Consider the following 26,269-nt stretch of genomic DNA (forward strand, 5'->3'; position numbering starts at 1 on the left):
TTCCCTTGTACGCTGATTTTTGAAAAGAATTTAACTTTCTAGGTTTTGCATTTTTTGTTTACAATCATCTAGCAAAGTTTGCAGTTCTTCTTTACTTTTAGTTTCACTGATTTCCCTTTCAGCTATATCCATCAATTCTTCACATTTAATTATTGCTTTTACTGCTTTTTTCACTTTTTCCTCAATTATTCTTGCCATTTCAATAACTGTAATACCACGGACTTTTGCTAAAGGCTCTATAATTTCTTCATCTTTTTTGTCTATAGATTCTGGAGCTGCTAGAATACTTTTCGCGGCTTTTGCTTGTATCTCATACGACTTAGCCTTTTGATGAGAGTGCCCCGAGAATCTACTAGTAAAGTTATTAAAATAAGTGCGAATATTGTCAAATGCACAGAGCTTTGCATTATCCAGTAACTCCTTTTGTATATCTTCTTTAGTACGCTCAACAATTTCTCCTCCTTCGGTTAAATAATAACTTTTCTGCCAGTCGAAATTCTTTGGTGCTTCATACCAATTTTCACCTTTTGGCTTATTTTCAAGTACTGTTACTTCTATTTGTTTGTTATGTTCAAATCTAATATAAATTGGCATTCTTTGTTACCTCCAGAGCTCATAGGTTTCAGATAATCCTGGACATTGCCAAGCTTTTAATGTTCTCTCTACATCGATTTCAAGTCCTGTAGTCAGAAAGTTGCTACGTATGTTATATATTCCCCACTGAATAAATTGACCATAGATATATACGTTACCTGAAAGCATACCTTCACTAACTTTTCCTCTGGAATCTAAATAGGATGATGTATACAGTAACACTGCAACTGTTTTTCCTGCTGGAATTTCTACATTTCCAGATGCAGCAAATCTGCTACTCGAACTCGTGTACTGGTAAACATTTTTCCATGTTATTTTTGAAATCCTCGATTTATTGGTATTATCAGGTGTTCCCACAAATGCTCCTGCTCCTTCGTATCCTGAACTCCAATAAGATGTACCAACAAAGTTTAATGTTCTTGTTATATCACTACTTGTGGTGTTTTTTACAAACATTACTCCAAGTGCAGCATATGGATAGTAATATATCTGATCACGACTCGTGGAATCACTGCTTGTATATGACTCTCCGTAAATAAACGTTCCTTTATTTCCCTCTATAAAACTGAGTTGTCTTGGTCGATAAAAACTTACATAACTTGTATCGCATGTATGGCTACCTGCTAGTAGTTGTAACATGTAGTCGGTTTTTGTTATATCACTGCTCCACTTTCCAAGCTCTGTCGTAAAAGTTCCGTGGCCAAAATAATTATTTTTTCTGCCAAGTACACCAAATAAGAAAGGTAATGACCCTGGTTCAACCATGTTGCGCTTTCTTATTTCATTTATGAGAGACACTTTTAACTGTTCATCCCGAGTTTTTACCTCATTAGAGATGTTTTCAATTCGAGTTTCTATTTCTCCTATAATTGATGAGCCAGATGGTACATTATTAACAGCACGAAAATCCTCTACTAAACCCTTAAGACCATCTTTATGACTGTTGCTAACACTATTTATTGCTGCGATATTTGCATCCTTTCTCGTATCAAGTAGCGATAAATTTGTTGTTCCTTTTTCATCTATTTTCTTTAATAATTGTTTCTCTGATTCAGAGATCCTTGCTAAAGAACCAGTTTTTTTAGTATCCAGATCACTTAAGTGTTTTGTTGCGCTATCAAGAAGTTCTTTTAGCTTACCATCTGTCATCTGCACAATTTCAGAAACCGCACTTTTGTCGACTATTGATTCCAATGCTTTAGCAAGATATGCTAGTTGATCTGGCGTACTATTTACTGCTAAATCCTTAAGCCTCTTTTGTAGTGCATCAATTATTTCTTTTATTGTTGTCATCTGCACAACGTTGGAAATAGCTTTTTTATCTGCTATCAATTCCAGCGATTTTGCAAGATATGCCAGTTGATCAGGTGTGCTATTTGCTGCTAAATCCTTTATCCTTTGGTGTAACGCTTCTATTGCTTCTTTCATTCCCAAAAATTCAAAAAAGTTTCAAATCTAAATCGTTTAAAATTATTTTTTAGTTGATTATGCTCATCTTCTCTTTCGGTAATATCTTCATCTATTTTCTCAATTGTGGTACGGATACGAACAACATCCTGCACAGCAATATTTTCTGGATGTGGTAGTGTATATCCTCGTTTGCTTTGGTCATTTGGCATTGATTCAAGTAATAATCACTCGCAAATTTTTCACTTTTGGCCGATAGACAACAGTTCCACTTAAAACCAATTTTATCCTTGTCTCATTGCCATTAAAATTTGATAGCACATGAGTTCTCTCCACCCAATTTTCTCCAATAGGTTTTCCTGATGTTAAATTTACTAATTGCCAATCCACATTTTTTTGCACATATGCTTTAACATCTGCAGTGCCAGGTATTAGCGCATCATATGTTATGGTAATCTTAGTGTTAGCTCCTGCTGTAATGCTTCTTGTAACATAATCTCCAGACTCTGAAAGATTACCCATAACTAACTGTAACCCAGGATATAGCACTGGACTTTTTTCTCGCCCTCCTTTTAGGCTTGCTTTTACCGTTAGCTCTCCAGATAATCTTTCACGCAGTGCAAGTGGCAAATTATCAGACAGAAAGTTTTCTTTTCCCTCTTCATCTATTAAGATAAATTCTACATTAGTATCAAATGCTACTTTTTCGACGTTCGTCAAAACAATTAAATCTGATACATTATTTGCAGTAACTTTACCCAGATCAATAATGTGAGAAACTTCGCTAAATTTTGCAGCTAGTAATCGGAACGTTAAATCTAAATTTTGATGTGGTATCCAAGTACTTGCATTGCTTGATGATAGTAATACTCCTACTTGATATGGCTGACTCGTTACCCAGCGGCTATTTACTGCATCATATTTGCCAAGTTCTGCTATTTTTACTGCAGTATCTGCATCATCAGTGAGTAGCACTATTGCATACTCTTGTCCTGCATGGCAAAACACTGGTGACCACTCTATACGTGTTGCTGTGCCATCTATCTTTATATCTTTTGGCTCAATATAGCTTTCAGCAATGACAGTTTGTGAGGGCATTCCTACTGCCGTTTCTCTAATCTGCACAACAACACGTTTTTTGCCTTTATTTACAAACCATAGCTCCACGCCTCCTATATGCCTATTTTCATTTAGTGTAAATGTCTGGGCTAAAGGATCAACTCGTCTTGCTGCGATAACTCTTCTTCTTTCCTCTATGGTAATAGTTTTTTTACCAGTATAAGTTGCTTCTCCATAACTGCCTTTATCACCGAAAAATTGCACCAATTTAGTACCTGCTGTAATATTTGCCGGCACTTTCACCTTTCCTTTTAATTTTCCCTGATTGTTAGCTTCCACTTTTTTTTCCTCTATGCCATAGGTATAATAGAAATGCCATCAAATTTTACTTCTTTAAGTTTTTCATTTGGCTCAAAACCTTCAATTTCAAAATCTTGTATTGCTTCTCGCATAAATTCAGCTTCATACGAAGTACTTGACAGCAGCTCTGTTGTTTCTTTAACATTAAATACTCTGGTTACTGGACTTTTCCAATTCGTGGTAACCTCTGTCCAGTGATCTATATTTTTATTTAGAGTAATTTGTGCCGGGACTGGATCAAAAGCTTGATATGGATTGATCTTTTCTCCTTTGGTCTGTAAAAGCTGCTCCAGTACCGGTTCAAGTTCATACGGCAACAAATAAGTTTTTTCTCCCCCATCAATATCAGCAATAGTTACATCTATTGGTAAAATTAATTCCTTGTTTACTATCGCTGCAGACTGCGAAATTCCTTGATCACGCATATCATCATCGAAGAACGAATCAACAAATACTCCTTTTTTGGTGGTAGGTTCTCTTGAATTTGCATCACTGCGTAGACGTTCCTGTGCAACCAGCGCATAAAGATCATTTATTCCTTTTTTCATTGCTTCAAGCTCATTCATCGGTACAGCATGAATAGCATTATTCACTATTTTCACCCCTTCTTTTTCTCCGTTTTTCCACGTCTGATGAATGTAGCAGAGCAAAAGTTGTCCACTAGGTGCTTTAGGCATCGATGGTTGCCAAGGGTGAGCTATGCCTTTTATCCTTCTTATTGAGCCTTTTGCATCTATAGTAATTAAATCAAAACGGGGCATTTTCCAGGTATAATCTATCAAAACCAAGCTGTTATCAACTGCACCTCTTACTTTACATCCCTCTTCACTTATATCTTCAGGGCTTACATGAGTGCGACAGCGGTAAGTGATTTGATAACTACTTCCAGGAGCTGGTTCTTTTCCTGGTAATGACCAATCAACGTTTCCTGCGTTTAATTTGTAATCTATACTATTTTCATAAATAACATTGCCTTGTTTAACTTGAATAATCTCAAGTACTGCAGAGTCAGGTATCGGATCAATAGCTCCTGAATATGAACCATGAGTAATGGTAATGGTTTTTTGAACAGTTATATCTACTTTTTTGATTTCACTTATTGGAAAATCATTAACTTTAAGTTCCATTACTCCTTGGCTATTTGGCTGAAAAGTATGTGGTTCTGATTCAACTGATTTTATATTAGGATCTTGATCAAAAGAAACACGAATACTGTGAGGAAGTTCAATCTCATAACCATCAACATGAGCTTTGCCCTCATTAATCACAAATATTTTTTTCCCTTTTCGTCCCCTTCTTCTCTTTGCAAACACATTACTTCAAGGCCATTTACAACGTAGGAACCATTTGCTTCTTTGTCATAACGAGCAAGAGCAGTAGTTACTATGTTTGCTTGTGGTGGCGGTGAATGTTCTATCAATACTCCATTTTCAATATTGTAAATTGGGTAAAATTCGCCATTTGTAGAGTTAACAGTAACACTTTCTACTTGGTATCCCCAAATGGTGGAAACTTTAAGCCTTGCAGCGCCTACTTCTTGATAATTACGTGTACCAACTGCAGGATCACGAAGATTTTCGTCCTCAAGCTCTGTAATCGTAGATTCTACATAATAAACACCTATGCGAACTATGGTATTAAGCGGAATGATAAACTCTTTTGCTTCTACTTTTCTAACTGCTCCACGAAGATAGATTTTTCCTGATTCAAGCGTAACTTTACCAGTTTCTCTATCTATAATACAATTGCTTCCTGTTATAACATCGCCATCACGAAATATTGCATCGCCTATGCCTTTAAGTTTAGAGAGAGCATACTCCTGAGTCTCGTTTAGTTCTGCAGACTGTAGACCTCTTCCAGCAAGAAATAAGCTTTTCTCATATTCTTTGTCAGGATTAAAGCGGTTATAATAGGTGTTTAAAGTCATTTTATTCTAAAAGGTTACAACAAATGAAAAAGTTTCCCGAGTTGCAGATGTTCTGATAAGTGGTACGGTGTGTTCTAAAACTAACAAAATTCCAGGATTTTCCACGTCTTTTGGTTCAAAATATCTCTGTCCTATAGGTAACCCTTCTTTTACTTTAGTACCAACCATAACCCCTAATTCCCGTATAACTTGATTTGCTGCGTCCGTGAAATCGAAAGTGAATTTGAGAAAAAGATTATTAGTTGGTACATTAGAGGGCCTAAACTTTCCAGAAGGAGTCAAAAGCTCTCCATTCTCATCACCTGTGCAAAAGAGAACCTCATCTGCAGTACGTCTACCAAGCTCATTGAGTAGTTTTTCAGAAGTTATCAGCTCTGGTGGTGTGCTTTCACTATACTCTACAGTAACTGCACTATTTGCCCTGATAGAGCTATTTTCCGTACGTTTTATTACACCAGTACTGCTATCAACTATATAATCTATACTTGGCTGATAAGTTGTTTGTCCGATAAAAACTTTTACGTCTTTAATGGGATGGTGATCTAGAGCTATTTCACCCTCAACAAAAACTTTTTCGATCTGATGGCTACTTTCCCAATTGGCATCACCACTACCCCAAGCAAGATGTATAACTTGCTCTTTTATGCTTGCTGCTATTGCTGCTCTTCCTGATTGTGTAAGAATTGACACCTGTGATGAGTTTGAAAGGCTTATATAATATATATTCAGGATTTGGAAAATTTTTGTCCAAAAAAAATGAATTTTTGCCTAATTTTTTGTTGCAGTATTATTTAAATTTGGATGTGTATTATTCTTGAAGAAAAGTAATTGAATATCAGTAGTTTAAAAATTGCATCTGTATTATTTATTTTTGCCCCTGCCCTACAAAGTGCACCTATAGGTTCTCATCCTTAAAGCATTAATTGTTTTAGGGAAAAGTTATGAAACTAAAAACTGCCATAGTTGTTCAAAATATACGGTATCAAGCTAGGAGATTAAAACTTTTTGAATGCTTTACTCATGAAACTCATGAAGATCTTGAGCAAGAACTTTTCTGTGAAATTTGGACTTATCTTGATAGATATGATGAAAGTAAAGGTAGCTTTAACACTTTTGTAGCAAGATTAACTGAACGTCGTGCCAACAACTTATTAGAGAAACAACTATGTATAAAACGCAATATTAATAACTACATCAATATTGAGAAAACAGAAGCTTTTGAAGATGAAGTAGCAAAACGTACTGATGTAGATTACATGATTTCAACGCTACCAAGAAAGATGCAGAGGATATGCGAACAACTCAAGTACTTTAACTTATATGAAGTTGCTAAGATGAACAACATATCAAGAACTACTTTAAATACTATGGTAAGAAAAATACGTATAAAACTCTCTTCCATCTACTACAAGGGCAAAAAGAAAAATTGAACATAAATTCTACCTTTCCTGAATATATAACATATACCATTGAGGTGAATAAATGACTTTTAAAATTTTAAACAATAATGAAAGATTGAAAACAACTACAGGCATAAAAGTAGTAATTTTTGGTCCTTACGGTATTGGTAAAACCAGTCTCTTAAAGACTATAAGTGAACCAACACTATGTCTTGACTTTGAAGCAGGTCTGCTTGCTGTTCAAGATTGGCAGGGAGATTCTATTAGTGTTCGTACTTGGAATCAAGCTCGGGATATTGCCTGCCTAATTGGTGGTCCGAACCCTGCACTAAAATCTGATCAGGCTTATAGTCAAAAACACTATGAGCATGTCTGTAGCAAGCACAAAGATCTTCTTTCTGAAGTTTCTAAATACCGATGCATCTTTGTGGATAGTATAACCGTTGCTTCACGTTTATGTCTATTATGGGCAAGGATGCAACCTGAAGCTTTTTCTGATAGATCAGGAAAAGAAGATAAAAGAGCTGCTTATGGGTTACTTGCTCAAGAGATGATGGCCTGGCTCAATCAGTTTCAACATATCAGAGATAAAGACACCATCATAGTTGGCACATTAGGTCAATATCTCGATGACTGCAATCGTCCAACTTGGCTACCTCAATGTGAAGGAGCTAAAACCGCTAGTGAGATTCCAGGCATTGTTGATGAGGTGATCAGCATGGTTGGAATTAAGAAAGATAATGGCACAGAAGTACGTTCATTTGTCTGTCAGACTATTAATACTTGGGGATACCCTGCTAAAGATCGAAGTGGTTGCCTGAATATGGTTGAAGAACCTCATCTTGGTAGATTACTTGCGAAAATTAAAGCCAAAACCTTGGCTTCTGTTACCTAAATTTAATTTTAAAAGGAGTAATATGGAACAAAGCTTTTTCAACATCGGTCAAAAAATTCCCTTTTTCAGTGTGAAAGAATACTTGAATGATCAATCGCCTATACCAGAAGATATAATCTCACCAAGGATTCTGACAAAAAGAGGTCTATTAGTACTGGGTGGCCCACCTAAAATTGGCAAGAGTGACTTTTTGATCTCTTGGCTTGTCTACATGGCTGCTGGTAGATCATTTCTTGGTATGACACCAAATAGACCTTTGAAAATTTTCTACATGCAAACTGAAATTGAATATGAATATATGAAAGAACGGTTGCAACAACTTCAACTTGATAACGAACTTTTGAATGTAGCTGCTAACAACTTAATCATTACGCCAAAGGTGCACTTATCATTTAATCATGATGAAATAAGTGAAATCAAGGAAATCGTGAATGAACGCTTTAAACCTGATGTTTTGGCCATAGATCCATTGCGTAACATCTTTAGCAGCGAGTATGGAAATGAAAATGATAATAGTGCTATGTTATTCTTTCTGCAAAAGACTCTTGAAAAGCTACGCAGTGCTGTCAATCCAGATGCTTGCATTGTACTTACTCATCATACAAAAAAATTATCGAAAAAGATGCTGGAAGAAGATCCATTTCAGGGTTTGAGCGGAGCTGGTTCTTTGAGGGGATTTTATAGTACTGGCATGGTAATGTTTGCTCATGATGAAGAAAGTACTGCACGTCAAATAGTATTTGAACTGCGCAATGGTGAACGTGTAGCAAGCAAGCTTGTTGATAAGATAAATGGTCATTGGCAGCTTGTAGACCAATGGAGTAACTGATTTTTACTTAATTTATAGGAGACAATATGTTATCAGATTTTTTAACTGATTTTAATAACGCAAAACTGCAGAGCAATTTAATACCGAAAGGTACAATAGTCAAGGTAAAAATGGCAATAAAGCCTGGAGGTTATGAGAATTGGTTCACGAAAAGCTACACTACTGGCAGCATCTATTTAAACGCTGAATTTATTGTCACTGAAGGTCTATATGCAAAACGTAAGATTTTTCAAGTAATTGGTATTAAAAGTGGCAAAGCAAGCGTTGAAGGAGAAGATATTTGGGCAGAATCTGGTCGTTCTATGCTTAGAAGTATTTTAGAGTCAGCACGGAACATTCATTCAAATGACACTTCAGAAAAAGCAGTTATTGCTAGAAAGATCAACTCTATAGCTGATTTTAATGGGTTAGAATTTACTGCAAAAGTTGGTATTGAAGCTGATAGTAGATACGGAAACAGGAACAAAATTACTGCAGTTGTTACTCCAGAACAAAACAATAGCATTGAATCTGATTGGGTCCCGTTTTGAAGTACGACGAGGAGAAGCTCTGGATTGCTGTAATTGAGAGAGCTATCAAAGATGCAGCAGGAAAAAATCTAGAGCTAAAGAAAGAAGCAATTAAATGGTTTGATTCAGAGTCTTTTGAAACTGTTTGTGAGCTAGCTAATCTCAGCTCTAAACGTATGAAAAGTATGTATGGGGGTTTTATGCAGAGAAAGGAAATAAAAGGATTATTGATTGATAATATTAAGGAGTGTGTACCTTACCTAATTCCAAACGGTAATTTTTATCGAGAGAGGACTTATGTTGGCAATTGTGATGGGAATACGATTACAGTTAAAATAGTGGGTAAAGAAGCTGGAAATTGGCGTAATTTTACTAAAGGAATCAGTGGTGATATTATTAATCTTTGGACTTTAGTTAAAGGTGATATAAATTCCGCTAAGAAGTGGTTAAATACTAAAGAAAACACAACAGAACATAAAATTACATCGTTTTCAGCAAGGCATTACTTAAATGATAAATCACCAATGCCAAAAGATATAATAGGCCCAAGAATTTTAACTCCAGGCGGTCTTTTGGTGATAGGTGGAACTCCTAAAATAGGAAAGAGTAATTTTCTACTTTCCATGTTGGTACATTTAGCTGCTGGAGTATCATTTCTTGGTATGAAGCCTGCAAAGCCACTTAAGATATTCTATCTACAGGATGAAATGGAATATGATTACATAAGAGAGCGCTTACAGAAGCTAAGAATCAGCAAGAAAACCCTTGATGAAGGAACAGAAAACTTAGTTATTACTAAAAAAGTACAGTTAACTTTGAATGTGGAAAAAATAAAAGAAATTATGTCGGAAAATCTCGATGTAAAAACAGTTGATCTTATAGTGATAGACTCTCTTTTTGATTATAGGAGTATGATCTCTTTTCTGCAAAATGGTATTGATGAACTACGCTCTATAACTAACCCTACGGCTGGAGTAATAGTTACACATTACACCAAAAAAGTGTCAACAACCACGTTAAAAAAGAATCCATTTCAAGCTTTAGTTGGAGCTAATGCGCTGAGAGGTTTTTATACATCTGGCATAGTGATATTTCAACCTAATAGATACAAAGAAATCCTACAAGTAGCATACGAGCTTAGGAACGGAAAACCAATACCAGCAAAATTCATTAGCAGGACTGATGGGTGTTGGAAGACTATAGCTACTGCTTAGTTTCAATTAATTAAATTTAAAATATATTTAGAGGATTTTATGGATGTCTATTGTGATTTTAATACCGCAACTCCACTAAAGAATGGACATTATAAGCCATTAGAGGAGAAAGAGCAGTTAAAAGATCAACTTTTACTAAATATCAGATCTTGTCTTTCGTACCTACTACCTAATGGCACTTTTTGCAGAAATGAGTTTCGAGTAGGTGATATCTGGGGTAATAGAGGAAAAAGTTTAAGAGTAGAACTAAGTGGCAGTAAAGCCGGCTTATGGAATGATTTCGCAACCGGGGACGGTGGTGACATTATCGACCTTTGGGCAGCCGTGCATAGAAAAAATGCCAGAACAGAGTTTTCTGAAGTAATGGCTTCTATAGGTGAATGGCTTGGAAAGAAACATACTAGAGAGAGAAGAAGTATCAAAGATCTAGAACAATACATGACTTGTAGCTGGAATTATTACGATGAAAACAACCAAGTTATTGTTATAGTTTACCGTTATGATCTTCCCGAAGGAAAAGAATATCGTCCTTTTGATGTGAAAAAATCTACTTTTACTGCACCAGAAATCAGACCTTTGTACAATATTCCAGGTATTTTGAAGTCCGATAAAGTTATTTTTGTTGAGGGAGAAAAATGTGCAGAAGCGCTGATAGAGAAAGGAATAACTGCAACAACAGCGATGTCTGGAGCAAATGCAGATGTCAAAAAGACTGATTGGTCACCCCTTAAAGGTAAAAATATTATTATTTGGCCAGATAATGATGAAGCAGGTAATAAATACGCAAAAAATGCTGAAAAAAAGCTTTTTGACGTTGGAATTGCATCACTTGTTGTTCTTAAGATTCCACAAGGTAAACCGAAAGGGTGGGATGCTGCTGATTGTGTATTAGAAGGAACGAACGTTGAAGAATTTATTCTTAACAACAAAAGCCCTAGAAAGTCAAAAACAATTGATACTACAGCTTGGACCAACACCGCTCCAGAGAGAAAATGGATTATTAAAGATTGGCTTCCTGTGGGAAGTGTTACAGCTCTCTACGGCGACGGTGGAGTTGGAAAATCTCTTCTTGCTCAACAATTAATGACTGCTGCTGGTATTGGTAAATCTTGGCTTGGTATAGATATTCAGCAGATGAGAACATATGGTGTGTTTTGTGAAGATGAGGAAGAAGAACTTTGGCGCAGGCAATGTGCAATACATAAACTTTATCAATTGGATATGGAATCTTCTGATTTTCATGACAATGTTTGCTTGTCGTCTCGAGTGTGGAAAAATAATATACTTATGGTTTTTAACAACAAAGATATAGGTCAATTGACCCATTACTTTCAAGAGTTACTTGAAGATATTGAATTGTTTCAGCCAAAGCTAGTGATTTTGGATACAGCAGCAGATCTATTTGGAGGTAATGAAAATAATCGTTCCCATGTAAGACAATTTATTCAAAACTGTTGTGGTCGCATAGCAGAAGCAATAAAAGGAGCTGTGTTGTTGTGTGCCCATCCTTCTGATTCAGGGATAGTACGTAAAACAGGTACAGGAGGTTCAACAGCGTGGAATAATTCTGTTCGATCTAGATGGTATTTGTCAAAACCAGAAAAGGCTGGTACTTGCCCTAATGATCGTGTTCTTTGCCGAATGAAATCTAATTATTCTGCATCTGAACAAGATAAAATTTCATTGTATTGGCACAACGGGTCATTTATGCAACATGATGTAACCTTTGATTCTGGAAGAGTAGTAAGAGATAATTATAATCGAAAACTTGATTTGGAACGCTCAAGAAGACATGACATTATTTTGGAGTTAATTGCTAATGAAGCATATAAAGGTGAAACTTACACCGCGGCACACTTTGCTAAGTATTTTGAGGGAAAACTAGGCCTTGGAAGTGAACGTAGCATTCGTGAAAGGATTAGCCATCTTGCAGCTCTTGGCCATATAAAGTTCTTTAAGGAAGCTCTTGGATATAAAGTATCAAGGACTAAATCAAAGTACGGCTATTTATGTGTTAAAGACATGGAGTTAAAAATTTCTGAAAATCAACATGTGCTGGTAAAGCCAGATTATTATCTTTCACCAAATAACGGAGTAACCTTACCAGTTGAAAATCCAGACGTTTGGGTGATGCATAATTCTACAAAACAAGATGGCAAAATAGTATAGTAAGTTGGCAAGATGGTAAGTTGGCAGACTTAAGAATTCGCCATCTTGCCAACTTAAATTGATAAAAACACAAGAAAATCAACAGCTTAAAGAAATAGTAAGATGGCAAGATGGCAAAAAGTTGCCAACTAGATAGCATGGGTAAAGTCCTCTTCTATAGCGGGTTTAGGGAAGTTGGCAAGATGGCAAAAATCTATATATATATAAATATATACTATGCTATAGTACATAGTATATATCAGTTAAGAGAAGAACTTGACGTTTTTTGATGTCCTTTCATAATTTTGCTTTTTCTATGGAGTTGCAACCTATAATAAAAATATAAAGTAAAGGCAGTGAAAAACAAATAATCCATAATTGCGTTTTAAGACGATCCTGTGACTTCAGGGTACAATTATACCACCAAGACCTAAGTTACTCATGTAGGGTAGCTTAAAACTCGATTACGAGGCATTCTTAATACCCCAAACTTTTATTTATTAGAAGAAACCCTACAATTAGTCTATCATGCTTTTTGTTGATTGCAAAGAAAATTTTTCGAACCTAAAGAACAAATGGTTAGTAGACTTTTTGAAACATTATTTTTGCAATAGCTTTACTTCTACCATAAGTTTAACAGAGGCTCTGACCCTCATCTTTTTTTTAACAAACGCATAACGCTGGTCTACTGAGTTTAATAGCTGAACTAAGAATTCAGATCTCCGGATTTTCCGGAATACTCAATAACTTCCAAGTGAGCTGGGTCTAGTTGCTTTAATAAGGCTTTTATGCAAGCGCGATGAAGACTTGAGGTAGAAAAGATTGAAGAAAGCAAAATAAACAGCTTTATATTCTTAATTTTTTTTAGATGAGGCAAAAGCTGCATTTTAAAGCTATCTGTAACTTTAGGGTATAACTTTACTAGCCACACTAAAGAACGCTTATAATGCCCTTTAAAACGCAAATAAAAGGCATCTTTAGTAATCTTACTATTGCAGAATAAACTTACTAGTAAGTTTAACACATTTTTTACACTTTGCAAAGAAAATTTTTCAAAAAAGATTGAACAACTTATGATGAGTATAAGGGGTTATGGAGACTATTATGGGAATACAACAACTTTTATCGCAAACCTCTGAGCAATTAATTGCAAAACTCTCAGTAATGAAATCAGCAAATTGTAGGTGAAGCTAAAAGAAAAAAGTTACTGCCATAGAAGAAGAAACAGAAGCTACAGAGCTCGTAACCCGCTTAATAGTTCAAAATGGAGACAAAGATCGAAATTTATTTATTTACGTCTCTAATTTTATCACGTACAATGGAGACAAAATTTCCACTATATTATTGGTAGATAAAAAGCAGAGATATAAGGTTATTTGTGAAAGAGACAAGCAACTGTGAAACATTAAAAATAGAGCTTTATCTGATAAACAGTTTTGAAATTATTTTAACTTTTTTTTAGAAAATTCCGGAAAAAGTAGTGAGAAATCCGGTATATATTAGTATAGGGTGCGATCTGATGTCATGAAACCGTAGTGGTTAAATTCCATTTGCCTTAACATCAGGTTAAAATCGTAATCCACATTTTAGAAAGATGGCAACTTTCTAGGATGCAAGCATGGATTAAAAAGGAGTAATATCAAACTTTATGATAAATCCTCCTGAGAAGAGTTAGATATGGTTACGAGAGAAACTTATGTTTGAATTGTCGTAAAATATAATATGCGAAATAAAGTTGACACGCATAGACCAAAAGGTGCGAAGAAATGGATGATCAGGCTCCTATATTCTGATCAAGATGTTTCCGATCTTCCGGCAAACAGTAAGGACCTAAGTCTAATCGAGAAACGGTTTCATGGAACAGAGTAACATTATAGATGTTCTTATTTCGTTAAGCAGGGAGCCACCCGTATGCATCTATAATAAGGGATTGTCTAAGAAGCCAAGGCCTAAAGTAATGTTTAGGATATGCTGACGTGGACACTGTAATTTGGAAGGTAAAGTTGTGAGTAGTGGTTAATATGTTATGAGCCAACATTAAGTGTTAGGTATGAATGAACACAACTTCTTTGGTAAAGAATACTGTGTTTAAGCCACTAAAGTAAATTTACCAAGCTTTGAAATGTTAATACATGGATAAGTATGTATGACAGACACCAAATTAGAGAGAAGCCGGATAACGGGAAACTGTTAAGTCCGGTTTTGAAGCCGAGGAGAGAAGGGTGACTTTCTCTCCTTAGGTAACGGCATTGAGTGTAGATGTACTTCAAACACAAAAGTTGGCAAACAAAAAGATTGAAGAAAGCAAAAGAAATTTAGGCTTTTACGTAATTGAGAATTTGTATTTTTTTAGATAAGACAAAAACTGTATTTTAAAGCTAGATGTGACTTTAGGGTAAAATATACTACTTTTACTTCTCGTCAACACAGTTAACGAACTACCACAGTAAAAGGGTTAATACGGTAACCATAATCTCTACGCGATGATCCAGGCCAACCAACTGTTTGAATCACATCATTACGTTCGATGTTGAGTCCTAACTTTTTAGCTAAGGTGGTTTTTATTGTCCTTTGAATTGTGTTTAATGGTTTTCTGATGTGATGTTCTGGATCTGCTTCTTGATCAAGATTTAGATGTTTTTCTATTTGAGTTATGCTAAGCAATGTGTGTTTTTCAGGAGGTAATTCCTTTTTACAATCATGCAAAAATTGTTCAAATAATATGCGAAAATTTTCATACATGCTACAGCTTTCTTATTCAGAATCTCTATATTGTTTACGTAAAGAGAACCTTCTACCAATTGTAATTCTAGTAATTCTTTCTCTTTAGCAGGTTCAATTTGCTCAAGTGAAGTATGTAAAATTTGCATTGAAGTATTTGGTATTAACTCTGGTACTCCTCTTTGTACTGCTTCTTGAAATATTTCAATTAAAGTCCTACGCTGACAGAAAAGGTCAACCATTTCTACTATAGGCAAATCAAGAGGTATGTCTGGTATGTTTTTTCTCAGTATTACTAATACGGTTGGATTGACTCTTAGCCTATCTATGGTTAAGAATGTTGGATTGGTGCAAAAATCAAGAACAATGAGATTTACAAATTCACCTTGGCCACCAACATGATAAACTCCTCTTTCCACCTTTTGCCACATGAAATGCGTATTACTTAGCTGACCTTCAAACCAATGCATGATTTTCTCTGGGTTTAAATATACAGATAAGCGATGAAATCTTTGCTTCTTGTAGGTATTAGGTAAAATATCACGGTTGCAATTTTCACAAATTATATTATCACATACTTCATCAAAATCCTCATCAATGAAAATCTCATTGTTACAGTATGGATCAACTATATTTGGCCAATCTAATTTATCTTGTCTATGAGAACAGATAATATAGGCCCTCTCTTGCATCTTAATTAATTCAAGATCTGACAAATACTTTGCTGCTTTAATGTAGTTTTGATTTGGATTAACCCAAGAGCTACCAGAATTAAGAAGATCAGAGATTTGCTCTTGGCAAGATTGTAAGACCATAAAATTGTTTTATGTATGCTTTAAAATCCTCTCTTTCCCTTTTATTCAGAGGATGTTCAGAGTAGTAAATTGCTATGTACTCATTACTTCGCTTGAAAAATAATCCTATCTTTTTGCCTTGAAATATTACTTTAATCGACTCTATAAATGGCGCTATGTCTCCTACAAATGGCTTTAAAACATGCAATTCCGGTGCAATAGGATCATATGGAGCAACAGTCAAAGTGATATTAATATAGCTGTAATTGAAACGATTTGACTGAAACTTTAACTCAAAAACACGAATATTTGAATCAGATTCATTAATACAAGTTTCTATAAATTTATGTACCTGTTCCGCGAAATTTTTATCCTGCACATCTACAAAAATACATTCGCAACCAAAGTAACAACTTGCAATGCTATTTGCTATTTCTATAGCTTGATCAATATTTCTAGCACCAAGATCTACCTGAGTGCCATTTAGTAGAAAATCCAAAATCATCCACTCTGCCTTATGGCCATGAATGACTTTGTTTGAATTTAACAACAAATCCATATCACTAGCTTTGCGTATTAACACATATAAACGATTCTGATGATAGAAGAAACCTTGTAGTTGATTCTCGAAACTGTCATTTCTCTTAATGTTATCTTCTTTCAGTATTTGTTGTATGATTTCCTCTGAGATAAAGTCCTTAAATGGAGTACTTGGTCGTCTTGGTATTTTTTGTAAGGCAAAAGACATGAAGCTCTTTCTTTGTATTTTTTCAAAGTGATAGACAGACTTTAAAAGATTGTAATCTGCATGAAACAGTAAAAACAACAAAGACTTCTTATCATATTTATTATTATTTTTTACAAGGTAGGATTTCATGAGTTCTGTAGTTAATGCAGATCTTGCAATTTCACTGACAGTAACTTCTAGTTTTGCACGGTCAAAACAGGTAATCAAGTAGTAAGTAACGAGAGAATCGGAATAATTAGCAATCACTTTACGTTTGTATTGTACAGATGTATTATCGTAACTTTCATCATCAAAGAGTTGAGCATTTAATTTATCTTTAAAGGAGTTTTGAAAAATAATATTTAATTGCTTACCAGAAAGTGAATCTATCCAAGACTGACGTATTTTTGTATTGTGAAAACGATCAAGCAAATGGTTGACAGGGACTTCTAAATCATCTTCCCAAAATTTACGATTTGGATAAATGTTCATAAGAAACTAACCACACCATAATAGCATAATAGACTATTTAAATAGTTAAGATAGAAATCTAAAAGTCTTGACCAATAATTATGCAAGGGCTGTTTACTGATTTTTAACCAAGTTTTTTCTAAAAAGTTTGCTTAAGAAGAAGATTTTTTGGACAAAAATTTTTCAAATCCTGAATATATATTATATAGGCTTCACGTACTCTAGCGAAACAAATTCTGAATATAAATGTCAATCCTAACACTGGACCTCGGCAAGCAAACGGGCTGGGCAATTCTAACAGATGGAATAATTGAAAGTGGAAGCAAAAGTTTTCATGGTAGCCGTTTCAGTGGAGGTGGAATGTGTTTTTTAAGTTTTCGCAATTGGCTTAATTCTTTGAAACATGAGTTCACTGCAGTGTATTTTGAGGAGGTGAGAAGACATCTAGGAACTGATGCAGCGCATTGCTACGGTGGTTTTCTGGCTGTTCTCTCTGCTTGGTGTGAAGAACATCATGTGCCGTACAAAGGTGTTAATGTTAAAACTATAAAATGCTTTATAGCAGGCAAAGGTAATGCAAGTAAGAGTGAAGTTATTGAAGCTGTAAAGAGAAAAGGTTTTTTACCTAGAGATGATAATGAGGCCGATGCTTTGGCATTAATGTTCTATGTTATGAATTTCAGTAAAGATATTAATAAGAAAAAAAATCCATAAAAAGTGGGTCCTTTCAGCCATAATGGCGGATTTGGTAGGGTTGACCCCAGGCCTTCTTTAGCGTCAGAGATATTTTGAATATTAACTTTTTAATGAGTATAGTAATTATATGAATTTAGCAATCCACTATTATCCTACTAGAAACCTCGTCGAATATGAGCGTAATCCTCGTAAAAATGATGACGTAGTAAACAGAATGTGTGCTTCTATTCGAGAATTTGGCTTTCGTATTCCAATAGTTGCAAAAAGCGATGGTACTGTGGTTGATGGTCATTTAAGACTTAAAGCAGCAAGAAAACTTGGTATGGAGAGTATTCCAGTTGTTTTAAGTGATAATTTAAATGACGCACAAACCAAAGCTTTTCGACTACTTGCCAATCAATCAGCTAACTGGGCAAAGTGGGATGATGAACTTTTAAAAGTGGAAATTCAAGAGCTAGAAGATTTACAGTTTGACCTTAAAATGACTGGATTTGAATTGGAAAAAGTTCAACATTTCCTTGATGATTTAGATAGTGAAGAAGAAGATTTTTCTGACTTAGCTATTGATGACAAAAAAGTAACAAAACCAGGGGATTTATGGATTTTAGGTGATCATAGAATCTATTGTGGTGATAGCTCTGTAGTTGAATCATATAAAGCGCTGTTAGATGATAAAATGGCAGACATTACTGTTTGTGATCCTCCATATAACGTTGACTATGGTAGTAGCCAAGAGAGAGAAGATAAAAAAATATTAAACGATAATCAAGGTGAAAAGTACGAACTTTTTCTCTACGACATCTGTTCCCATATTTTAGCATATACGAAAGGTGCAATTTACATCTGCATATCATCATCAGAGTTTTCAACATTGCAAAAAGTCTTTGAAGAAGCAGGAGGAAAATGGTCGACATTTATCATTTGGGCAAAGAATCATTTTACGCTAGGAAGATCAGATTATCAAAGACAATACGAAGCAATGCTCTATGGATGGAAAAGTGGTAATAAACGTGAGTGGCATGGTGGTAGAAATCAAAGTGATCTGTGGTTTTATGATAAGCCAACACACAACTCACTGCACCCAACGATGAAGCCAGTAGAGCTAATGGAGAAAGCAATAGTAAACAGCAGCAGACCAGGAGATATAGTACTTGATCCATTTAGCGGTTCTGGCAGCACACTGATTGCATGTGAGAGAACGGGAAGAATTTGTAGGACAATAGAGCTAGATTCAAAGTTTGTAGATGTAACCATAAAACGTTGGCAATTATACACGAGAAGAGATGCCATTTTAGCCGATACTGGTAAAACCTTTTCAGAGACTCAAGAAGAAAACTCGTAAAAAGGAGCGAAAAGAGTGGAAAAAATCACGCAGATGGAATGGGCAAAAGAACTAGGAGTATCAAAGCAATATGTCTGTTATTTAGTAAAGAAAGGAATAGTTGAGTTGGAGGATGGTTTGATCAATAGAGAACAAGCAAATGAAGCAGTGGCAGCAATACGAGATCCAAGTCAGCCGATGAGGAGGAAAAACAATTCAGAGAACGAAAGCACAAGTAATCTTTCCACGATGTTGCTAAAAACGCGAATAAAAAATGAAATGGAACGAGGTAAACTGCTTGAGGCAAAAGCTAAGGCTGAGATAGGAGAACTTGTAGCAGTAGAGGAAGTAAAGCGCGATGCATTTAATGTAGCAAGAGTTGTCCGTAATAATTTGCTTAATATTCCAAATAGAGTTTCAGCACTGCTTGCATCACTGAGTGACACTGAAAAGATTCATGGAACATTGACTGAGGAAATTACAAACTCACTTGAAGAGTTATCTAATATTAAATTTTAAATAATGTCTGCTAACTTAAGTTTGGAATTAATAAAGTGTCTCATCAATCAACCAGGAGTAGATGTAAATGTTAGAGGATTAAACGGAAAAACCCCACTACATTGCGCTATAGAATTTGACGAATTAAGCATGGTAGATCTGCTACTCACAAAAAAGAATATTAATCCTTTCGTAGAAGATAATGATGGTAAAACATCTCTTGACTATGCTAAAGAAGGGAAAAAAGCAGAAATATTACAAGCACTAATTAATAACAAATACGGGTCAGAACAAGATAGCTTACTTCATTTGGCTGCAATGATAGGTGAAGTTAATGCAGTTAGATATTTGATCAGAAAAGGTATTGACGTTAATGCGCGAAATGCTTTGCATCATACTCCATTACATCTAGCGGCAGGCATAGGACATGCAGAAGTTGTAAAGATTTTGATAAGAGAAGGAAACGCTGAAATAGATGTCTTTGATGCACGAAATCAGACACCAATGCACTATGCAGTTAATAACAAAAAGTTAGAGATAGTAAAGTTACTGCTCAAGCTTGGAGCAGATGTAAATAGTGCACGTATGGGACAAAACTCAATGAAATTGTCACCTGTTCATATAGCTGTAAGTAATACTAATTATGATGAAAGAGACTTATGTCTTGATATCCTCAAATGCTTAATAAAGGAGCCTAATGCTCAAGTGAATCTACAAGACTACGAAAATAAAACGCCACTACATTACGCTGAAAGACTTAAAACAATAGAAGTTTTACTGACGCGAGAAGATATAGACCCTCTGGTAAAAGACGATAGCGGCAAGACACCATTCGATTACGCTAAACCTGAGATAAAGAAGGCTTTGATGAGTAATAAATACGGTTCTGAAAAGAATAGTCTACTACATTTAGCTGGACAGAAAGGAGAAATTGAGCTTGTAGATGCGATTTTAAAAGAAGAAATCGATATTGATATTGTAAATAATAAAGGTCTATCACCGATTTACCTTGCTGCAGAAAAAGGACATTTACATGTAGTAAAATTACTACTGAAAAAAGGAGCAAACTATACACCTGTTTTGCACTTAGCAATCAAGTCAAATAATTTAGAGTTACTTAAAGTTTTATTTACTGAAAAAAATGGAGCGTTACTCTGCAGAGACACCGTTGTTAATTTTCCAACCCTTCATAATAAATATATAGCACAGAGAGAAATAGCAGATAAAAGGATGAGAAAACATAACAATATTATCTGCATCTATATTACAGCCAGCGCAATAGCAGTAGCAGTATATATAGGATTAATAACAACAATAGGAAACGCTATCATTTTTGCAACAATAACAGGAATATTTGCGCTTGTTATAGCAATAATGATAAGTGAGATGAGCAAAAGATATATAGAAAACGAATTTCAGAAAAAGATGTTTATGGAATTGGAGGAGTGTAGTTCTACTGTTAATGATATTGAATTAGAACCAATTATGAGTAGATGCAGACAATGATATATGCTAGAGCTTTTTCTGAAGGTTTAAAACCAGATCCGCAACTTAAAGTATCAGAGTGGGCGAATGAGTATCGAGTTTTAGCACCAACTGCAGCATCAGAACCAGGCAAATGGAGAACGGAAAGAACTCCTTATTTAAAAGAAATCATGGATTCACTTTCTCCGTCCTCACCAGCAGAAAAAGTAGTATTCATGAAAGGAGCGCAGATTGGAGGAACAGAAGCAGGAAATAATTGGATAGGCTATATCATCGATCAAACACCAGGTCCAATGCTAGTAGTACAGCCAACAGTTGAAATGGGAAAACGTTGGTCAAAAGGAAGATTTGCGCCACTGATTGAAAGTACACCATGTTTAAAAAGTAAAGTAAAAGACCCAAGATCAAGAGATTCAGGGAATACTGTACAAAGTAAGGAATTTCCAGGTGGAATAGTAGTAATAACTGGAGCAAATAGCAGTGTAGGACTTCGTTCTATGCCAGTAAAGTATCTCTTTCTTGATGAGATAGATGCATATCCAGGAGATTCAGGAGGAGAAGGAGATCCAGTACTGCTCAGTATTGCTCGAACTAATACATTTGCACGGCGAAAGATTTTTTTAGTGTCAACGCCAACGATTCATGGAATAAGCAGAATTGAGAAAGAATTTGAAGCAACAGATAAGAGATATTTTTTTGTACCATGTCCGCATTGTAATTACTATCAAGTTCTAAAATGGGCACAAATAAAATGGGAGAATAACGACTCAAGAACAGCACATTATGTCTGCACTGAATGTAGCGGAAAAATAGAAAATCATCAGAAGACAGAGATGCTTGAACGTGGAGAATGGAGAGCTACTAATCGAATAAAAGGTGAGAAGAAAGGATTTCATCTTTCAAGTCTTTATAGCCCAGTAGGCTGGTATAGTTGGCAACAAGCAGTAGAGGATTTTCTTCATGCCAAAGAAAGTGAACAATTACTGAAAGTTTGGATAAATACCACTTTAGGAGAAACTTGGGTAGATAAAGGAGAAGTACCAGACTGGAAGCAATTATTTAACAGAAGAGAATTTTTTCCCGTAGGCACAGTACCAAAAGGCGAAGTAGTGCTCACAGCAGGAGTAGATGTACAAAAAGACCGTTTAGAAGTAGAAGTTGTAGCATGGGGAAAAAGCCGTGAGAATTGGTCAATAGACTACCGAGTATTTGAAGGAGATACAGGAAGAGGAGAAGTATGGGGAAAGCTTTCGGAGCTCCTCAATTATCATTTTATTGGTGAAAATGGGCTTGAATATATGATAAGCATGATGGCAGTAGATGCAGGATATGCGACACAAGAAGTATACAATTGGGTGAGAAGTCATCAAGGCTCTGGAAGAGTAATGGCAGTCAAAGGTGTAAATAAAGCACTAGTACCACTTAGTAGCCCAAGTAGAGTAGATATAACAGTTGGCGGGCAAAAGCTGAAAAGAGGAATAAAGCTGTGGCCAGTAGGAGTATCGATATTAAAGTCAGAGCTTTTTCAATTACTTAATATTTTAAAAGATGATGAAGAAACACCGCCAGGATATTGTCATTTTCCCGAATATGCACCTGAATATTTTAAACAGCTAACGGCAGAGCAATTAGTCAGCAAGGTAGTAAAGGGATATACCAAACAAGAGTGGCAAAAGGTAAGAGAAAGAAATGAAGTACTAGATTGCCGGATTTATGCGAGAGCAGCATCTATTGTGCTTGGAATCGATCGTTGGCCAGAGAGTAAATGGAATAGTTTAAGTGGAAAAATGGAAAGCAAAAAGCCCAAAAAATTAAGACAGAGTAAATGGCTTAGTAGTCAAAATGTACAGTGAAGAATATTTAACTCAAGTTGAGAAAGCAATTCAAAAACTGCAAAGCGGAGAAAGAGTTGTCTCGATTGCTTATGGTGATCATGTTGTGAGATACGCAGAAGTACAAATAAAAGATCTTTTGAATTTAAGGCAAAGAATAAAAGCTGAGTTCAAGATTGCAGGTCAAAAACCAAAAAGAAGAATTATTTTTGCTACTAGTAAGGGGGTTATGTAAATATGAAAGAGTATTTGAATGTAATTATAGACCTTTCACATTGGGAGAAAAATGTAGACTTTAAGTTAGCTAAAGAAGATGGAATTATTGCTGTTATTCATAAAGCAACTCAAGGTGTAAAGTACATAGATCCAAAATATGTTGAAAGAAGAAAAGCTGCTGAAGTTGAAGGGTTGTTATGGGGATCATTTCACTTTGGTGTAGGAGAAAAGAAAGGAAAGGACCAAGCTGATCATTTTTTAGAAGTAGTTGGTGAAACTAAAGATACCATTCTTATTCTTGACCTTGAAGAAAATCAAAATGGTCAAAATATGTCATCAAAGGAAGTAGAAGACTTTGTAGAAGAGATTTTAAAAGTTACAGGTCGATATCCACTTATTTATGGAAGTAAGTGTTTTTTGGAAAGAATTTCTACACCTATCTTGACAAAATGTCCGTTATGGATAGCAAGATGGGGAGAAAAACCAGTTTTACCAAAAGGCTGGAATGATTGGATTTTATGGCAATATACAGATGGTAATGAAGGCCCAGAGCCACATGAAGTAAGTGGAATCGGAAAATGTGACAGAAATAAATTTAACGGAACTTTGAAAGAATTAAGAGAATTTTGGTTAGTATGATGCTGAAAAATTTCAAACAACTATTTAGCAAGCCAAAAATCAAAAGTTCAGCCTGGGATGCATCTGGCTCAGGAAGAAGGGTGATGTATTGGCAAGGAGAAACAGGAAGCATAAATAATTTACTCTCTCAAAGCCTGGAGCATTTGCGTAGTCGCTCTCGAGATATGGTAAGGAAAAATCCATATGCAGCAAATATCATTGATACAATAGTAAGTAACTCTATTGGAACAGGAATAAAACCGCAATCAAAAGCAAGAGATGCGGAATTTCGAAAGAAAGTGCAAGAATTATGGCTAAGATGGACAGATGAAGCAGACAGTAGTGGAGTAAGTGATTTTTATGGTCTGCAGGCTCTAGTATGCAGAAGTATGATAGAGGGAGGAGAATGTTTTGTACGTTTAAGAACGAGAAAGCTGGAAGATAGATTTTCTGTACCATTACAACTGCAAGTACTTGAGTCTGAACATTTAGATAATAAAACAAATCAAACTTTAGCAAATGGTAATGTAATAAGAAACGGGATTGAGTTTAACAAACTTGGGCAAAGAGAGGCATATTACTTATTTAGAGAACATCCAGGCGAAGGCTCATTTGGAGAGTCAGTGAGAGTACCAGCAAACGATGTTTTACATATCTATAAACCACTAAGACCTGGACAAATTAGAGGAGAACCATGGCTTTCGAGTATACTACTAAAGCTTTATGAGCTTGATCAATACGATGATGCAGAATTAGTGAGAAAAAAGACAGCAGCGATGTTTGCAGGGTTTATTACAAGACTCGATCCTGAGGCAAATATTTTAGGAGAAGGTGAAAGTAATGAGCAAGGAGTAGCACTATCTGGACTGGAACCTGGAACAATGCAGCTTTTAGACCCAGGAGAAGATATAAAATTTTCAGAGCCGTCAGATGTAGGAGGAAGTTATGAAGCATTCATGAGACAGCAGCTAAGGGCAATAGCAATAGGCACAGGAATAACATACGAGCAGCTAACAGGAGATTTAACAGGTGTTAATTATTCATCCATTAGAGCAGGGCTGATAGAGTTTCGCAGAAGGTGCGCAATGTTACAGCATAACGTGATAGTGTTCCAGTTTTGTAGACCTATTTGGAATAGATGGCTAGAGTTAGCAGTACTTTCTGGAGAATTGAGTATAGATGAAAAAGTAGTAAAAGCAGCGAAAGAAGAAGTAAAATGGATACCACAGGGATTTGATTGGGTGGATCCACTCAAAGATCAGCAAGCACAACAAATGGCAGTAAGAAATGGCTTCAAAAGTAGGTCAGAAGTAGTGTCAGAGATGGGTTACGATGTAGAAGAAATCGACCAAGAAATAGCTGAGGACCAAAGACGTGCTAATGACCTAGGTTTAAGCTTTGATACCGACATAAATTCTAACGCTGAGGTAATATGAAACAACAAGCAATTTGGTTAAATAAAGCTGTAATGGTAGAACCAAGGAGTTTTGAACTATTATCATTACATGCCGGAAAGCATCCCACGTTTAAAAACATAAAACATGCAGTAAGAAATAGTGAAAGTAGAATAAAAGTAATACCAATACATGGAATCTTGACGAAGAATTCAGAAGCTTTTGATGATGTGTTGGGGATGACATCATATGAGAAGATACGTGAGGAGATAGAGAAAGCTTTAGTGGATGAAAAAGTCGAAACAATTCTTTTGGATATAGACAGTCCAGGAGGAGAAGTAAGCGGTATTTTTGACCTGGCTGATTTTATTTATGAGGCAAGAAAGTCGGAAAAGAAAAAGATCGTAGCAATAGCAAATGATGATGCGTATTCTGCAGCGTATGCAATTGCATCAAGTGCTGAAAAGGTGTATGTAAGCAGAACATCAGGAGTTGGAAGTATAGGAGTAATAGCAAGTCATATAGATCAAAGTGGATTTGATGAAAAGCAAGGGATAAAATATACAACTGTTTTTGCAGGAAGTCGAAAAAACGATTTAAATCCGCATGAGCCAATAACATCAGAAAGTTTAGAAAACCTGAAAAGCGAAGTGAATCGTTTGTATGGAATGCTGGTTGAGCTAATAGCACGGAATAGAAGCCTTTCTGTAGAGGCAATAAAAAATACTGAAGCAGGGCTATATTTTGGCAAGAACGCTGTGGATATTGGTCTTGCAGACGGAATGACAATTCTTTCGGAGTTTAAATCTATTAATAAAAATAGGAGTATTACTATGAATGAACAAACTACAACTGACCTAGAAACTGATAATTTAACTAATAAAATCAAGTATCGTACTGAAGTTCTTGAATTAATACGTTTGTGTAATTTATCAAAGATGCCAGAGAAGATAGGGGAATTTATCGAACAGGATGTAAATGCAAAGCAAGCCCAAGAGATATTAATGTCAATACTGGCGGAGAGAACGAAGAAGACAGAGATACTGAGCACAATACCACAGAATTCAGCAAAAGACTTGATGATACAGGTAGCGAAAAATCGAGCAGGAATTTGAGACTCTTTACCGCGGTATATCACGCTAACATAAGCCGCG

General features: G+C 35.6%; 25 protein-coding genes and 1 pseudogene. 16 read left to right on the forward strand and 10 right to left on the reverse strand.

Translation table 11 applies throughout. From position 1 onward, the window contains the following. Positions 1-30: 30 nt before the first annotated feature. The 6 genes and pseudogenes from MWH06_03860 to MWH06_03885 all read right to left on the reverse strand — a co-directional run bounded on the left by MWH06_03860 (position 31) and on the right by MWH06_03885 (position 6,037). On the reverse strand, positions 31-594 hold the full coding sequence (locus tag MWH06_03860; protein ID UPA54467.1) for a hypothetical protein: 564 nt from the start codon (positions 592-594) through the stop codon (positions 31-33). Between the two features lie 6 nt (positions 595-600). Further along, positions 601-2,022 (reverse strand): hypothetical protein, encoded by a 1,422-nt coding sequence (locus MWH06_03865; protein UPA54468.1) that lies wholly within the window; start codon positions 2,020-2,022, stop codon positions 601-603. After that, complete coding sequence (locus MWH06_03870; protein UPA54469.1) at positions 2,019-2,213, reverse strand: hypothetical protein; 195 nt, start codon at positions 2,211-2,213, stop codon at positions 2,019-2,021. The genes MWH06_03865 and MWH06_03870 overlap by 4 nt, the downstream gene beginning before the upstream one ends. Before the next feature lie 4 nt (positions 2,214-2,217). Continuing rightward, positions 2,218-3,399 (reverse strand): hypothetical protein, encoded by a 1,182-nt coding sequence (locus tag MWH06_03875; GenBank protein UPA54470.1) that lies wholly within the window; start codon positions 3,397-3,399, stop codon positions 2,218-2,220. Positions 3,400-3,410: 11 nt separating this feature from the next. Further along, positions 3,411-5,347: pseudogene (locus MWH06_03880) on the reverse strand (DUF4815 domain-containing protein). 6 nt (positions 5,348-5,353) lie between these two features. Continuing rightward, positions 5,354-6,037, reverse strand: a complete 684-nt coding sequence (locus tag MWH06_03885) for a hypothetical protein (GenBank protein UPA54471.1) — start codon at positions 6,035-6,037, stop codon at positions 5,354-5,356. A gap of 251 nt (positions 6,038-6,288) precedes the next feature. Between MWH06_03885 and MWH06_03890 the strand changes: the two genes are divergently transcribed. The 7 genes from MWH06_03890 to MWH06_03920 all read left to right on the forward strand — a co-directional run bounded on the left by MWH06_03890 (position 6,289) and on the right by MWH06_03920 (position 12,632). Continuing rightward, positions 6,289-6,777, forward strand: a complete 489-nt coding sequence (locus MWH06_03890) for a sigma-70 family RNA polymerase sigma factor (GenBank protein ID UPA54472.1) — start codon at positions 6,289-6,291, stop codon at positions 6,775-6,777. A 52-nt stretch (positions 6,778-6,829) separates the two neighbouring features. Beyond that, positions 6,830-7,642 (forward strand): ATP-binding protein, encoded by an 813-nt coding sequence (locus tag MWH06_03895; GenBank protein UPA54473.1) that lies wholly within the window; start codon positions 6,830-6,832, stop codon positions 7,640-7,642. A 22-nt stretch (positions 7,643-7,664) separates the two neighbouring features. Further along, complete coding sequence (locus MWH06_03900) at positions 7,665-8,471, forward strand: helicase RepA family protein (GenBank protein ID UPA54474.1); 807 nt, start codon at positions 7,665-7,667, stop codon at positions 8,469-8,471. A 26-nt stretch (positions 8,472-8,497) separates the two neighbouring features. Beyond that, on the forward strand, positions 8,498-9,001 hold the full coding sequence (locus MWH06_03905) for a hypothetical protein (protein UPA54475.1): 504 nt from the start codon (positions 8,498-8,500) through the stop codon (positions 8,999-9,001). Continuing rightward, positions 8,998-10,194, forward strand: coding sequence for a helicase RepA family protein (locus MWH06_03910; GenBank protein UPA54476.1), 1,197 nt, complete (start codon positions 8,998-9,000; stop codon positions 10,192-10,194). The genes MWH06_03905 and MWH06_03910 overlap by 4 nt, the downstream gene beginning before the upstream one ends. Positions 10,195-10,233: 39 nt before the next feature. Then, a complete protein-coding gene (locus tag MWH06_03915; GenBank protein ID UPA54477.1) occupies positions 10,234-12,363 on the forward strand; it encodes an AAA family ATPase in 2,130 nt (709 codons plus the stop codon). 110 nt (positions 12,364-12,473) lie between these two features. After that, on the forward strand, positions 12,474-12,632 hold the full coding sequence (locus MWH06_03920; GenBank protein UPA54478.1) for a hypothetical protein: 159 nt from the start codon (positions 12,474-12,476) through the stop codon (positions 12,630-12,632). 416 nt (positions 12,633-13,048) lie between these two features. Here MWH06_03920 and MWH06_03925 read toward each other — a convergent pair whose 3' ends face one another. The 4 genes from MWH06_03925 to MWH06_03940 all read right to left on the reverse strand — a co-directional run bounded on the left by MWH06_03925 (position 13,049) and on the right by MWH06_03940 (position 17,076). Beyond that, positions 13,049-13,366, reverse strand: a complete 318-nt coding sequence (locus MWH06_03925; GenBank protein UPA54479.1) for a hypothetical protein — start codon at positions 13,364-13,366, stop codon at positions 13,049-13,051. A 1,406-nt stretch (positions 13,367-14,772) separates the two neighbouring features. Further along, positions 14,773-15,006 (reverse strand): hypothetical protein, encoded by a 234-nt coding sequence (locus MWH06_03930; GenBank protein UPA54480.1) that lies wholly within the window; start codon positions 15,004-15,006, stop codon positions 14,773-14,775. Beyond that, positions 14,994-15,878: a hypothetical protein gene (locus MWH06_03935; protein UPA54481.1), complete on the reverse strand. Its 885-nt coding sequence runs from the start codon at positions 15,876-15,878 to the stop codon at positions 14,994-14,996. The genes MWH06_03930 and MWH06_03935 overlap by 13 nt, the downstream gene beginning before the upstream one ends. Further along, complete coding sequence (locus tag MWH06_03940; protein UPA54482.1) at positions 15,844-17,076, reverse strand: hypothetical protein; 1,233 nt, start codon at positions 17,074-17,076, stop codon at positions 15,844-15,846. The genes MWH06_03935 and MWH06_03940 overlap by 35 nt, the downstream gene beginning before the upstream one ends. A gap of 225 nt (positions 17,077-17,301) precedes the next feature. On the opposite strand from MWH06_03940, the gene MWH06_03945 reads away from it, so the two are divergent. The 9 genes from MWH06_03945 to MWH06_03985 all read left to right on the forward strand — a co-directional run bounded on the left by MWH06_03945 (position 17,302) and on the right by MWH06_03985 (position 26,230). After that, positions 17,302-17,769, forward strand: coding sequence for a Holliday junction resolvase (locus tag MWH06_03945; GenBank protein UPA54483.1), 468 nt, complete (start codon positions 17,302-17,304; stop codon positions 17,767-17,769). A gap of 109 nt (positions 17,770-17,878) precedes the next feature. Beyond that, positions 17,879-19,093 (forward strand): DNA modification methylase, encoded by a 1,215-nt coding sequence (locus tag MWH06_03950; GenBank protein UPA54484.1) that lies wholly within the window; start codon positions 17,879-17,881, stop codon positions 19,091-19,093. A gap of 15 nt (positions 19,094-19,108) precedes the next feature. Then, positions 19,109-19,591, forward strand: a complete 483-nt coding sequence (locus MWH06_03955; protein UPA54485.1) for a hypothetical protein — start codon at positions 19,109-19,111, stop codon at positions 19,589-19,591. 3 nt (positions 19,592-19,594) lie between these two features. Continuing rightward, positions 19,595-21,076: an ankyrin repeat domain-containing protein gene (locus MWH06_03960; protein ID UPA54486.1), complete on the forward strand. Its 1,482-nt coding sequence runs from the start codon at positions 19,595-19,597 to the stop codon at positions 21,074-21,076. After that, positions 21,073-22,908: a phage terminase large subunit family protein gene (locus tag MWH06_03965; GenBank protein ID UPA54487.1), complete on the forward strand. Its 1,836-nt coding sequence runs from the start codon at positions 21,073-21,075 to the stop codon at positions 22,906-22,908. Before MWH06_03960 ends, MWH06_03965 begins: the two co-directional genes overlap by 4 nt. Continuing rightward, positions 22,898-23,122, forward strand: a complete 225-nt coding sequence (locus tag MWH06_03970; GenBank protein UPA54488.1) for a gpW family protein — start codon at positions 22,898-22,900, stop codon at positions 23,120-23,122. Before MWH06_03965 ends, MWH06_03970 begins: the two co-directional genes overlap by 11 nt. Before the next feature lie 14 nt (positions 23,123-23,136). After that, positions 23,137-23,742, forward strand: a complete 606-nt coding sequence (locus MWH06_03975) for a glycoside hydrolase family 25 protein (GenBank protein ID UPA54489.1) — start codon at positions 23,137-23,139, stop codon at positions 23,740-23,742. Further along, entirely contained in the window at positions 23,739-25,157 is a 1,419-nt protein-coding gene (locus tag MWH06_03980; protein UPA54490.1) for a phage portal protein, read from the forward strand. Before MWH06_03975 ends, MWH06_03980 begins: the two co-directional genes overlap by 4 nt. After that, complete coding sequence (locus MWH06_03985) at positions 25,154-26,230, forward strand: S49 family peptidase (GenBank protein ID UPA54491.1); 1,077 nt, start codon at positions 25,154-25,156, stop codon at positions 26,228-26,230. The genes MWH06_03980 and MWH06_03985 overlap by 4 nt, the downstream gene beginning before the upstream one ends. Positions 26,231-26,269 lie beyond the last annotated feature (39 nt).

Source organism: Wolbachia pipientis (assembly GCA_023052945.1).
Lineage (GTDB): Bacteria > Pseudomonadota > Alphaproteobacteria > Rickettsiales > Anaplasmataceae > Wolbachia.

Bases quoted from the DNA above. Each gene is read 5' to 3' on its own strand.
- MWH06_03965 (UPA54487.1), top strand. From the start codon at position 21,073: ATGATATATGCTAGAGCTTTTTCTGAAGGTTTAAAACCAGATCCGCAA.
- MWH06_03985 (UPA54491.1), top strand. From the start codon at position 25,154: ATGAAACAACAAGCAATTTGGTTAAATAAAGCTGTAATGGTAGAACCA.
- MWH06_03935 (UPA54481.1), bottom strand. From the start codon at position 15,878: ATGGTCTTACAATCTTGCCAAGAGCAAATCTCTGATCTTCTTAATTCT.
- MWH06_03895 (UPA54473.1), top strand. From the start codon at position 6,830: ATGACTTTTAAAATTTTAAACAATAATGAAAGATTGAAAACAACTACA.
- MWH06_03940 (UPA54482.1), bottom strand. From the start codon at position 17,076: ATGAACATTTATCCAAATCGTAAATTTTGGGAAGATGATTTAGAAGTC.
- MWH06_03905 (UPA54475.1), top strand. From the start codon at position 8,498: ATGTTATCAGATTTTTTAACTGATTTTAATAACGCAAAACTGCAGAGC.
- MWH06_03945 (UPA54483.1), top strand. From the start codon at position 17,302: ATGTCAATCCTAACACTGGACCTCGGCAAGCAAACGGGCTGGGCAATT.
- MWH06_03920 (UPA54478.1), top strand. From the start codon at position 12,474: ATGGCAAAAAGTTGCCAACTAGATAGCATGGGTAAAGTCCTCTTCTAT.
- MWH06_03970 (UPA54488.1), top strand. From the start codon at position 22,898: ATGTACAGTGAAGAATATTTAACTCAAGTTGAGAAAGCAATTCAAAAA.
- MWH06_03960 (UPA54486.1), top strand. From the start codon at position 19,595: ATGTCTGCTAACTTAAGTTTGGAATTAATAAAGTGTCTCATCAATCAA.
- MWH06_03915 (UPA54477.1), top strand. From the start codon at position 10,234: ATGGATGTCTATTGTGATTTTAATACCGCAACTCCACTAAAGAATGGA.
- MWH06_03860 (UPA54467.1), bottom strand. From the start codon at position 594: ATGCCAATTTATATTAGATTTGAACATAACAAACAAATAGAAGTAACA.
- MWH06_03865 (UPA54468.1), bottom strand. From the start codon at position 2,022: ATGAAAGAAGCAATAGAAGCGTTACACCAAAGGATAAAGGATTTAGCA.
- MWH06_03980 (UPA54490.1), top strand. From the start codon at position 23,739: ATGATGCTGAAAAATTTCAAACAACTATTTAGCAAGCCAAAAATCAAA.
- MWH06_03900 (UPA54474.1), top strand. From the start codon at position 7,665: ATGGAACAAAGCTTTTTCAACATCGGTCAAAAAATTCCCTTTTTCAGT.
- MWH06_03870 (UPA54469.1), bottom strand. From the start codon at position 2,213: ATGCCAAATGACCAAAGCAAACGAGGATATACACTACCACATCCAGAA.
- MWH06_03890 (UPA54472.1), top strand. From the start codon at position 6,289: ATGAAACTAAAAACTGCCATAGTTGTTCAAAATATACGGTATCAAGCT.
- MWH06_03950 (UPA54484.1), top strand. From the start codon at position 17,879: ATGAATTTAGCAATCCACTATTATCCTACTAGAAACCTCGTCGAATAT.